Here is an 11,260-nt window from a genome sequence, read left to right on the forward strand (position 1 = left end):
GTCTGTTGGTAACACTTCTTATCCCCACGGCAGCTAAGGGAACTGGTAAACTGCGAGGGTGTAGCTGGTTTTTTATCTGTTTTAGCTACCTATGAGTTCCAGCCTGGAAGCCGCCAAGATTCAGGCGCGAGTACCCAAGGAGACTATCCTGACACCGCGCTTCTACACCACCGATTTCGAAGCCATTGGCAAGATGAGCCTAGGGGATCGGGAGGCCGACTTCCGAGCCATTCTGGAGGAGTTTCGCGCCGACTACAACCGCCACCACTTTGTCCGCGGCGAGGAGTTTAACCAAGACTGGGAAAGTCGCCTTGATCCGGAAGCACGGCGGCTGTTTGTGGAGTTCTTGGAGCGCTCCTGCACGGCAGAGTTCTCCGGCTTCCTCCTCTACAAGGAGTTATCCCGTCGGCTGAAAAAGACCAACCCCATCTTGGCCGAGTGCTTTGCCCTCATGAGCCGGGATGAAGCCCGCCACGCCGGCTTCCTCAACCGGGCCATGGGCGACTTCAACATGGCCTTTGATCTAGGCTTTTTAACCAAGCACAAGTCCTACACCTATTTCGCGCCCCGCTTTATCTTCTACGCCACTTATCTTTCCGAGAAGATTGGCTACTGGCGCTACATCCTCATCTACCGCCACCTAGAGGCCCATCCTGAAAACCGCATCTACCCCATCTTCAATTTCTTCAAGAACTGGTGCCAGGACGAGAACCGCCACGGCGACTTCTTTGCCCTCATGCTTCTTAGCCAGCCGCGACTGCTCAAGGGATGGGTGGCTGAGCTCTGGTGCCGCTTCTTCTTGCTGTCGGTATTTGCCACCATGTACCTCAACGACGTGGGCGAGCGCCCGGGTTTCTACCGCCTCCTCGGCCTGGATCCCCATGCCTATGACATGGAGGTGATCTACAAAACCAACCGCGAGGCGGCTAAGGTGTTCCCAGTGGTATTGGATGTGGAAAACCCTGAGTTTGTGCGGCGGCTGCAGAAGTGTATAGCCAACAACGCCAAACTGAGGGAGATTGAGCGGGGATCTGGCCCCTTCAAGGGTCTGCGCAAGCTGCCGCTTTACCTCAACAACGCCTACCAGTTCCTGCGGCTATTTCTGCTCAAGCCGCGCAAAGCTGGCTTCTACCTGTGGGAGGAGCCAGAGCCTCGTTTTGAAGGAGCAGCCGTTTCCGCCTAAGCCCTCTTGCCCTAGCTGGATACCCGTACAGCCTTGCTAGGTCAGCCATGAACATTGCTGCTGAGATTACACCGCTCTTTTTGCTGGGAACGCTGGCCTTTTTGGGTTGGGGCTTCTGGCGAGCCCGCCGGCGGGGATCCCTAGCCGTCTGGATGTGGCTGCAGGGATCCCTGCTCCTTTTGCCGTGGGTGATCTTCCTGGGGCTGCTGCTGGTGGGGGTTTACCTCAACTTTGCCGGCTTCTTGCTGCTCTTGCTGGTGTTTACGGGGCTCTACATTGCCGTGGGGCGCAAAACCCGCCAGTTGGCCCAGCAGGAGCTGCAAGCGCGGCGACAGCAGTTGGCTAGTTTAGAGGGGCAACCAGAAGGGGCAGCGGAGGCGTCGACCCAGGCTGCGGCGGAGCCAGCAGGGTTTCTGCGCAAGATCTCCGCCGAGGATTTGCAAGCTATTCAGTCCATCTTCAGCCTGGACACCTTTTTTGTTACTGAAACCATCCCCTATGGGGAGGGGGCCATCTTTAAGGGCAACCTCCGCGGGGACGCCGAGGTGGTCGTACCCCTACTGGTGGAAAAGCTCAAAGAGCGCGTGGGCAGCCGCTACCAACTGTTTTTGGTCGAGGATGCCTCGGAAAAGCCGGCGGTGGTGGTTCTGCCGGACGAGATAGTTAACTACCGCGCTTCGAGGGGAGCCCAGATTCTGGCCGCAGGCCTAATGCTAGCTAGCTTTCTGGCCACCCTAGAGGTGGGGGCCAACTTGCTGGGCTTCCGGCTGCTGGAGGCGCCAGGGCGCTGGGTGGAAGCTCTGCCCGTGGCAGCTGGGATTTTTGCCATTTTGCTGGTGCACGAGACCGGACACCGCTGGATGGCCGGCAGGTATGGGGTGCGCCTCAGCCCCGCTTTTGTTATCCCCAGCCTAGGGATTGGCACCCTGGGATCCCTAAACCGCATCCAATCGCCGGTTCCCAACCGCAAGGCCCTCTTCGACATCGCCTTTGCTGGACCAGCAGCGGGCGGCCTCCTTTCCTTGGTGGTGCTGCTGGTTGGCCTGAAGCTCTCGGGCGCTGGAGGCGTGTACGTGCCTACGGAGATCTTTCGCAGCTCCATCCTGGTGGGCACCCTGGCGCGGCTGGTGCTGGGATCCCAGCTGCAGGCGGAGCTGGTGCCCATTCACCCCTTCGTGGCCGTGGGCTGGATTGGGCTGGCCATCACCGCCTTGAGCCTGCTGCCTGCTGGCCAGTTGGACGGGGGTCGCATTGTGCAGGCCGTGTATGGGCGTAAGACAGCAGCCCGCGCCACGGTGATTACCCTCATTGCGTTGGCCGTGGCAGCCATCAGCAACGTCTTGGCCCTCTACTGGGCGCTGCTCATTCTCTTTATTGCTCGTGAGCCGGAGCGTCCCCCGCAAGATGAGATTACGGAAACCGACGGCCAGCGGGATGCCTTGGCGCTGCTAGCCCTCTTTTTGATGGTGATGACCCTGCTGCCAATTGCCCCCGCCTTGGCGGGCTTCCTCAACCTCCCCAACGGCTAAATGTCGCTGCCAGGAAAAGGCTTGGGCCCCAGCCGAGAGGACCAAGAAAAGCACCTGCAGGCCCTGCGGGTTCAGGCTGTCCACCATCACCAGCGGGGGCAACTGGAAGAGGCCATCTCCCTCTACCAACAGGTGTTGCAGGCCCGGCCCGCCCACCCGGAAGCGCTGCACCTTTTGGGGGTCTGCCGACAGCAGCAGGGAGTCCTGGAGGAAGCCATTGCCCTGATGCAGCAGGCCTTGGCGCAGCAGCCGTGGTTTCCCGACGCCCACTACAATCTGGCAATTGCCCTCAAGCAGGTAGGTTACCTGGAGGAGGCAAAAGCTTACCTCCAGCAGGCGTTGGAGCAGGGGGGGCCGGATCCAGAGGTCCTGTACCAGCTAGGCCTGGTGCTACGGCAGCAGGGGGAGTGGGAGGCGGCGCTGGTGCCGCTGCTGCAGGCTCTGGAGTTGCAGCCGGGCTTTACCGATGCTGCCCATATCCTGGCCATCTTGTTGCGCGATTGCGGGCAAGAGGAGGAAGCGGCCAAGCTGTTCTACCAACTCTGGCAAGCGGATCCAGCCGACTTGGCCGCCGCCCTGGGCTGGTGTGTCAGCCAGTTGCCCCTACTCTACGACGCCCCGGAACAGATAGCAAGCGCTCGCCAGCGCTACCGCCAGGCCCTAGAAGAGGTCAAGGCCCGCTGGGAGCAACTGCCGCGGGATCCAGAAACCCTGGAGCAAGCGGCTGCCGGCGTCGGCTCTGTCCAGCCTTTCTTTCTGCCCTACCAGGGCCAGAACGACCGCGAGCTGCAGCAACTGTACGGATCCCTAGTGGGGGAGGTCATGGCGGCTCGCTACCCCCAGCCTTCCCTTCCCCGGCAGCGACGTCCTGGGCGGCTTCGGGTAGGCATCGTCTCCGGCCTGTTCCGGGATCACTCGGTTTGGAAGATCCTAACTCGCGGCTGGGTAGAAGCTTTGGATCGCTCCCAAGTGGCCCTCTACGGCTTCCACACCTCGGCCATCCAAGACGAGATCACGCGCTCCCTGCCCTCTCGCTTTGAGCAGTTTGTGGCCGGATCCCGCAGCTTAATGGAGTGGCAGGCAGTCATTCGAGAGGCCCAACTGGACGTGCTCCTCTACCCAGAAGTGGGCATCGACCCGGTCTGCGCTCAACTGGCTGCCCTGCGTTTGGCGCCGGTACAGGCCATGGCCTGGGGCCATCCCCAAACTTCCGGTCTACCAACAATGGATGTCTTCATCAGCAGCGAGCTGATGGAACCGCCGGACGGGGCCAGCCACTACACTGAGCAGCTCCTGCTCCTGCCTGGCCTCGGCACCTACTACATCCCCTCGGAGGTTGCACCTGCCTCTGTGGACTGGCAGGCCTGGGGGGTGGATCCCGACAGGGTGCTCTACCTTTGTGCCCAATCCTTGTTCAAATACCTGCCCCAATACGACGAGGTGTTCCCCCGCATTGCCCGGGAGGTGGGGCGGTGTCAATTCCTATTCCTCCAGGGCCGCCTTTCCCAAGGGATCCGCCAGCGCTTTTGGCAACGGCTGCAGCGAGCCTTCCGCGCCTACGGCCTGGCCGCCGAAGACTACGTGCTGCTGCTGCCAGGGCTCTCGCCCGCCGAATATGCCGCCTACAACGCCCTGGGGGATGTTTACCTAGACAGCATCGGCTGGTCTGGCGGCAACACCACCCTGGAAGCCTTGCCCCACGGCCTGCCCATTGTTACCTTGCCGGGATCCCTGATGCGGGGCCGCCATACCTACGCCATCCTGCAGCAAATGGAGCTCCACGAAACCATTGCTTCTAGCCTGGATGAGTACGTTCAGATTGCCGTGCGGCTGGGCTTGGACGACCGCTGGCGTGAGAAAGTGGGCCGGCAGGTAAAAGCCCGCCAGGAACGGGTCTACCGGGATCCCGCCCCCATCCGCGCCCTGGAAGCGTGGCTGCAAACTCTGAAGAGCTGAGGGGGAGTTTACTGGCCTGAGTCCCGACCTTCCAGACGGCAGAGCAGTTGCCGCATCAATAGCTCCCGCTGGCCCAAAGAGAGGTGGGGAGCAACCGCGCTGGAAAAATGGGGCATGGCTAGGGTGACGCGATCCAGCAAGTCGGCACGGCGATGTTGTTGCTGGATGGCCCAGGCCCGCTGCACAAGGTCTGCGGCTGTTTCCAGCTCCAGCCCCGCTTGTTCGGCTAGCCAAGCGGCTAATTGTTCCAGGTCGGGATCAAAGCGCAGCCGGTACATGTAGATTAGCATGCCGATCCCGAGCACTAGGCCTACGGCGCTGGCCACATAGGCAGCCTTAACGGAAGTTCCCGGCAGATAGGCCACCGCCGACACGCGTAAGATTTCATAGGGGATGCGAATCAGGCTGTAGCCGACGACATAGGTCCAGACCCAAGTGCCATCCTTAAGCTTGGGAAAGCGCCAGAACATCCCCATCAAGAGGGCAAACAGAACCAGGTTAAGGAGGCTTTCGTAAAAGAAGATGGGGTGAAAAAACTCAAACTGGCTGTGTTCCGGCTCGCGGGCCTCGGGAGGGATATATATCCGCAAAGGCCAACTGCTGTCAGGAGGAATGGGGGCACCGTAGGCCTCGGAGTTGAAAAAATTGCCCCAGCGCCCAATGGCTTGGCCTAAGATCAAGCCGGGGGTAATCACATCGGCGTACTTCCACCCGTTGATCCCGGTGGCGCGGCAATAGAGGTAAAGGGCAAGCGCCCCTGCCAAGATCCCACCGTGGATGATGATGCCTCCCCGCCAGATGGCAAAGGCCAAGAGGGGGTTGTCTCGGAACTCTGACCAATGGGTGAGGACGTAGTAAAGTCGGGCGCCCAGAAACCCCGACACCACTAGCCACAGGGCCAGGGCCTCGACCCGCTCGCTGGCCTTGCCCGGCTCTTTCTCAAGGTGACGGGCCTCCGCTAGGGCTTTGGTCAGGATTAGGCCAACCAACACGGCAATGCCCATCAGCAGGCCGTACCAGCGCAAACCTAGCCCGCCCACCAGGGGAGTGCTGGGGGGAAAGCGGAAGACAAATTCTCCGGGCGAGCTAAAAGTAAGGCCTAGCAGCTCAGTACCCCGTAGATTCATCCCCAGCACGCTCTGCACCCCCAATCCCCCAACTTAGTTCCAGCAGTTAGCTTCCACGCCGCGCCAGTAGGACGAATTTTCTGGTTGCGCTCTTAGTCTCGCAACACGTAGCCTACCCCGCGCACCGTCTGGATGAGGCGCTTCTCTCCTAGAGCTTCGATCTTAAGACGCAAGTAGCGAATGTAAACCTCAATGATGTTAGAGTCGCCTGCAAAGTTATGTCCCCACACATGCTCCAGAATCTGCTGGCGGGTGAGCACCTGGCGGGGATGTTCCATGAGGTAGCGCAACAGCTCGTATTCTTTAGCGGTCAGCTCCACCTGGCGCTCTCCCCGCCTCACCTCCCGTGTCACGGGATCCAGCGTTAGATCCATGAACACCAACTGGCCATTAGGGGATCCCTTGGGGTGCTGCAAATAGATCCGTATCCGCGCCAGTAGCTCCTGAAGGCTAAAGGGTTTCACGACATAATCATCCGCCCCAGCCTCCAGTGCTGCCGCCCGAGCTGCCACCTCATCGCTAGCCGTCATTAGCACCACCGGCACGCGGTTGCCCGTCAAGCGCAACTGGCGACAAACTTCCAACCCCGAGATCTCGGGCAACATCCAGTCCAAGAGCACCAGGTCGGGGTTTTGGGTGCGGGCTGCCGCCAGCCCCGCCGTGCCATCGCCGACCACGCTGACTCGGTACCCTTCATGGGCCAGCCCAGTTTCCAGGAAACGGGGCAACTTGGCCTCATCTTCGATCACCAGAATGTGGGCAGAGGAGGATTCCGGCTCGGGCATATTCTCTCCAGAAGAGGCGGGAAATCGGCTCCCTGCCCACCAGCATACCTTAGCCGTAGGGATTGACAGGCGGGGTAACGTGAAGCCTACGCCAGCTACGTGTCCCCCAAGCGGCTGCTGCCTGAAGGAGAGATTTGCTGCAGCTACAGGATCTCCCAGCTATCCCCGAAACCGAGGGTGGCGAACACTTAGATTAACCCCCACTCCTCCTACGCTCGGCTGATGACGAGTAGGTGCGCCCGCGCCAAGAGCGAGGGCGGCTAAGGGCCGACAGGATCACTCGCAGGACGGCCAAGGGATCCGCCAGCGGCGAAGCCCAAAACGTCCAGGGGGGATCTTGGTAGGAGCCGCGAATGCCCACAAGGACTCCCAGTCGCAAGGCAACTAGGCCCAGGTTAAGACCCAGCAGCACCTGCTCCGTTAGGGAAAAGGGGAACCCCAGCCCAGCTTTGATCCCCAGCCCCCCAACCGCCAAGACTGGGATCCCCTGGGTAAGCACAAGTAGGGCGATGTCCCCCCACAGTTGAGCTGCAGGAGTGGCATCTTTCAAGTCCAGGGATCGGCCCCACTCCCGCCAAGTTTCGGCCAAAGAAGTGTACATGCGCACCTTGAGCAGGTGCCGACCGTTGCAGAAAGCTACCTTAAAGCCGGCTGCCGCTATCTGCCGCACCAGGGTGACATCGTCGCAGAAGGAGGCCCGCGCCAGCGTGTAGCCGTTCATGGCTTCTAGCACCGAGCGGCGCACCAACATGCACTGCCCATTGGCCATCGTCCGCTCTGGCAGGGTAGTAGCAGTGTCCCCTGGCGCTCCATAGCGGTAAATTAGGGTTGCCAAAAGAGCTGGTTGGAGCCAGCCTTCCCCCCAGTGCTGCAGGATAAACTGCGGCGCCAGGGTGAGGAGATCCAGCCCTTTGGCCTGGGCAGTTTCCAGCAAGCGCTCCACCAAGCCCGGCTGGGGGCGGGTATCGGCATCAATGCCCAAGATCCACTCAGAAGCGGGATCCGCATGGAGAAATCCGTAGTGCAACGCCCAGGGACGACCCACCCAGCCGCTGGGCAGGGGATCGTCGGTCAAGAGGCGAAAGCGGGGATCCCGCTTGGCCATCTGCAGCACTTTTTCGCGGGTGCCATCCTGGGAGCAGCTATCCACCACCAGTACCTCGCGCACGACCGATCCCTGTTGGTGCAGCCCTTCCAGACAGGGATCCAGGCGCTCGGCTTCGTTGAGGGTAGGCAGCAAGACGCTGACCAAGCCCGGCGGAAAAGGGATCCCCGGTTGACCAGGAGGAAGAGGAGAAGGACGCCACAGAGAGGGCAGCAGCCGGGCCAGCAACACCGCCGCCATCGGCAGCTGTAGGGCCAACAAACCCAAGGCAGCTGCATCCTCCATCGGGATCGCGTGCGTATCCATTAGAGCTACCTTCCTACCTCCAAGTTGCCCAGCAAGGCCCAAGCCGGTGGCTTTGGTTCAGGATCAATGTGACCCTTGCCCTCGGCTTTTTCTTTCTAAGCCCCTTGTGGACGTTTCCACTCAGCTTAGCCCCGGGGGATCCCTTGTCGCCCTCGTCAAGCTTCCTGCAGGACAGCTGGAGCGTGCTTTGGTGCAGAAAGAGCTGAGTCAAATTCTCGCCAAGAAACCCAAGCACCTCTTGCTGGATCTGAGCCAGGTCACGCGGATCGACAGCAGGGGGGTTTCGGCTTTGGTGTGGGCAAGACGCGCCTGCGCCGTCGCCGACTGTCATCTCAAGCTCTGCGGCCTAGGAGAACGAGCCAAGCTGGTTCTCAAGGTTACCCGTCTGGACTCTCTCTTCGAGACTTATCCGTCGGTGGAAGTGGCTCTCAAGAATCTCTCCGACGCCTATAAGGGGGACGGCTAGTTGCAAGTTCTGCTACCTACATCCTCAGGCAGCAGTCCCCTGACTCTCTACAGCCTAAGGCTGGTTTCTTTGGGCATAGAGCTTGGCCTGTTGCCGGATTTCCTCCCGCACCTTGGGCGGGGCCAGGCGGGCTGCTTGCTCAAATAGCTCAGGGGCTTTTGCCCGTAGGTTTTCGTCAGTGGCGGAGCTAAGGGCCATCGCCTTGCCTAGGATTGGGGCATAGTCACTGGGATCCTCCGCAATTAACTCGTCGTAGAGGGCTGTGGCTTTTTCCGTTTGGTCGTTGCGGGCATAAGCGAAAGCCAAGCGCAAGCGGGCCTCGCGATCTGCGGGCGCTGCTTCCAGATGCTTCTCCAGCAGAGCAATAGCCTCAGAGGTGCGGCCCAGGGCTAGCTGTACCTCCACTAACTGCTGCAGCACTTGGCCGTCTTTGGGATCCTTGTCGTAGAGGATTTGGAGCTGCTCCAATGCTCCTTCAAAATCTCCCGTATCCCGCTGAATTTGAGCCAAAAAGGCTCGCAGTTGCCGATTTTCCGGCTCCAGTTCCACTAGCTTCTTCAGCGGCTCGATTGCCCCTTGCGGCTCGTTGAGCTGTAGTTGCGTGTCGACCAGTCCCCGCAGGGCAATGGGGTTGTCCGGCTCCCGTTCCAGCACGGCGCGATAGCCATCCGCCTGGGCCCGCAGTTGTTCGGTAACCAAGCTAGCGGTGTCCTGCGAGTCTGAAGGCCCCAGTGCCTGGAGGATAGGACCAAAGGAGAAGCCCAAGAATATCGCTAGGCCGACCACCGCCACTAGGGCTTCTAGGAATTTGCGGAGGGGCGATTTGTCAGGTTTGGACTGAGGCATGAAGGAGCTCGCACAGAATCTCTCTGTACTCTATCATTCGCTCCTCTGGAAGCCCAGCAGCCTCTCGGTTAGACTTAGGAACTCGTTTTGACCTCCATGAAGGGCAGCTCCCTTAACTTTGAACCTGCTGGAGCTGCTGCACCTGGGCCTGCAGGTAGGGGATCCCCACCCGGTGGCAGTAGTCGCCAAAGCGCTCTTGGGGCTGGCGCTCCTGCTTGTAGATCTGCAGGAGAATCCGCATCAGGGGCACAATTTGGCTAACATGCACCCGATCCTGAAACGGCTGGGCCAAGCGATCCCCTCGCGGGCTGGCCCCCAGCCAGATTTGGTAGTAGCCATCGGGGGCCGATCCCACCAATCCCAGCTCCGCCAAGTAAGGGCGGGCACAGCCGTTGGGGCAGCCGGTCATGCGCACCAAAAAGGGCGAGTCCTGTAGCCCCAGCTCCTGCACCACCTGATCCAACTGGCGAATCAAGCTGGGCAGAGCCCGCTCCGACTCGGTGATGGCTAGGCCACAGGTGGGGAGCGCCGGACAGGCCATGGACAGCCTCACCAGCTCTGGGATCTCCTCCTTGGAGGGGACTCCATGAGACTTGAGGGTCTGGTTAATGGCCTCCCGCTGGTGCTCCTCGATGTCGATGAGGATCACGTCCTGCGTGGAGGTAAGCCGCAGGTGGAGAGCAAATTCCTCCACAATCTTGCGCAGGGCTGTTTTGAGCTGCCGCTCCGGCGTATCTTGGATGCGGCCATTTTCAATAGAGATGCCCAAAAACCAACGGCCATCCCCCTGCTCGTGCCAGCCCAGGTAGTCGTCGCTGTTGGGGACAAACTTAGGCATGCGCCGGAAGGGCAATAGCTTCTCCCCCAGGTACTGCTCGACCACACGGCGAAACTTGCGGATCCCCCAGTCGCGCACAAGATACTTCAGCCGCGCCTGCTTGCGGTCGTAGCGGTTGCCGTGATCCCGCTGCACGGCCAAGACCGCCTGGCAAACCCGATACACCGTCTCCGGCAGGGCAAAGCAGAGTTTCTGGGCCAAAAGGGGCTCCGTCTCTTCCTTGCCATGGGTGCGCCCCATCCCTCCGCCCACCACGATGTTAAAGCCCTTGAGGTTGCCCTTGCGGTCGGTGAGCACAATTAGGCCCAGATCCTGGGCGTAGATATCGACCGTGTTCTCTCCAGCCACGGTGATGGCGGTCTTGAACTTGCGGGGCAAGTAGACTGGGCCATACAGAGGCTCCGGCCCTTCCAGCCTTACCCCATTGCCGACAAACTGCTCGGCTTCCCGGACTTCCGGATCCACCGGCGGGATGGGAACTGGCTCCCCATCTACCCAGATCTCATAGTAGGCAGAGGTCTTCGGCGCTAGGAGATCTGCCAGTTTGCGCGCATACTCCTGGGCATAGCGGTAGGCAGGCCGGTTCTTGTAGGGGGCAGCTGGCGCCGTGATGTTGCGGTTGACATCTCCACAGGCAGCCAGGGTGGATCCCATCTGCCGAATAATGCTGGCCACTGTGGTCTTGAGATTTTTCTTCAGGATCCCGTGTAATTGCAAGGTTTGTCGGGTGGTGGCGCGCAAGGTGCCGTTGCCGTACTCATCGGCCAGCCGATCTAGGGTCAAATAGAGCTGTGGCGGCACATGCCCCCCCGGGATGCGGGTGCGCAGCATCATCTGGTAGGCCCGCTCCAGTCCCTCCTGCTTCCGCTGCTGCCGCAGATCCCGGTCGTCCTGCTGGTAGACACCGTGGAACTTGAGCACCTGCACCGCCGCTTCGCTGAAGTGGGTGGTGTCTTGGGCCAACTCCTGCTGCAAGGGATCCCGCAGAAAGTTGCTTTCAGCCTTGATGTGCTCTACTTTGGAGCGCTTGGCTTCGGAAGTGGCAGAGGAGGTCATCTAATTCCCCAGTAATCCGGTCGGAATACCTGTGAAACAGGGTATCACCTCTTGCCAGCAACG

9 protein-coding genes are annotated in these 11,260 nt (G+C 60.6%); 4 read left to right on the forward strand and 5 right to left on the reverse strand.

Annotated features, from left to right (window positions below; all coding sequences use genetic code 11):
• Positions 1 to 91: 91 nt before the first annotated feature.
• Genes acsF through NW808_RS09440 form a run of 3 tightly spaced genes read left to right on the forward strand, consistent with a single transcriptional unit; the run spans position 92 to position 4,668 of the window.
• Entirely contained in the window at positions 92 to 1,183 is a 1,092-nt protein-coding gene (gene acsF / locus NW808_RS09430) for a magnesium-protoporphyrin IX monomethyl ester (oxidative) cyclase (RefSeq protein ID WP_414421017.1), read from the forward strand.
• 47 nt (positions 1,184 to 1,230) lie between these two features.
• Positions 1,231 to 2,712, forward strand: coding sequence for a site-2 protease family protein (locus NW808_RS09435; RefSeq protein WP_414421018.1), 1,482 nt, complete (start codon positions 1,231 to 1,233; stop codon positions 2,710 to 2,712).
• Positions 2,713 to 2,733: 21 nt separating this feature from the next.
• Positions 2,734 to 4,668: a tetratricopeptide repeat protein gene (locus tag NW808_RS09440; protein ID WP_414421019.1), complete on the forward strand. Its 1,935-nt coding sequence runs from the start codon at positions 2,734 to 2,736 to the stop codon at positions 4,666 to 4,668.
• An 8-nt stretch (positions 4,669 to 4,676) separates the two neighbouring features.
• Here NW808_RS09440 and lgt read toward each other — a convergent pair whose 3' ends face one another.
• The 3 genes from lgt to NW808_RS09455 form a co-directional block, all read right to left on the reverse strand.
• On the reverse strand, positions 4,677 to 5,813 hold the full coding sequence (gene lgt / locus NW808_RS09445) for a prolipoprotein diacylglyceryl transferase (protein WP_414421020.1): 1,137 nt from the start codon (positions 5,811 to 5,813) through the stop codon (positions 4,677 to 4,679).
• Positions 5,814 to 5,887: 74 nt separating this feature from the next.
• Entirely contained in the window at positions 5,888 to 6,580 is a 693-nt protein-coding gene (locus NW808_RS09450) for a response regulator transcription factor (RefSeq protein WP_414421021.1), read from the reverse strand.
• Between the two features lie 193 nt (positions 6,581 to 6,773).
• Positions 6,774 to 7,991 carry a glycosyltransferase family 2 protein gene (locus NW808_RS09455; protein WP_414421022.1) on the reverse strand — a complete coding sequence of 406 codons (1,218 nt, stop codon included), beginning with the start codon at positions 7,989 to 7,991 and terminating at the stop codon, positions 6,774 to 6,776.
• A 106-nt stretch (positions 7,992 to 8,097) separates the two neighbouring features.
• Here NW808_RS09455 and NW808_RS09460 point away from each other — a divergent pair, with 106 nt between their 5' ends.
• Complete coding sequence (locus NW808_RS09460) at positions 8,098 to 8,457, forward strand: STAS domain-containing protein (protein WP_414421023.1); 360 nt, start codon at positions 8,098 to 8,100, stop codon at positions 8,455 to 8,457.
• A gap of 54 nt (positions 8,458 to 8,511) precedes the next feature.
• Here NW808_RS09460 and NW808_RS09465 read toward each other — a convergent pair whose 3' ends face one another.
• Both NW808_RS09465 and NW808_RS09470 read right to left on the reverse strand, forming a co-directional pair.
• On the reverse strand, positions 8,512 to 9,303 hold the full coding sequence (locus tag NW808_RS09465; RefSeq protein WP_414421024.1) for a tetratricopeptide repeat protein: 792 nt from the start codon (positions 9,301 to 9,303) through the stop codon (positions 8,512 to 8,514).
• A 112-nt stretch (positions 9,304 to 9,415) separates the two neighbouring features.
• Entirely contained in the window at positions 9,416 to 11,197 is a 1,782-nt protein-coding gene (locus NW808_RS09470; protein ID WP_414421025.1) for an NADPH-dependent assimilatory sulfite reductase hemoprotein subunit, read from the reverse strand.
• Positions 11,198 to 11,260 lie beyond the last annotated feature (63 nt).

The sequence above is a fragment of the Synechococcus sp. W70.1 genome (assembly GCF_047461515.1).
Taxonomy (GTDB): Bacteria; Cyanobacteriota; Cyanobacteriia; order Thermostichales; family Thermostichaceae; genus Thermostichus.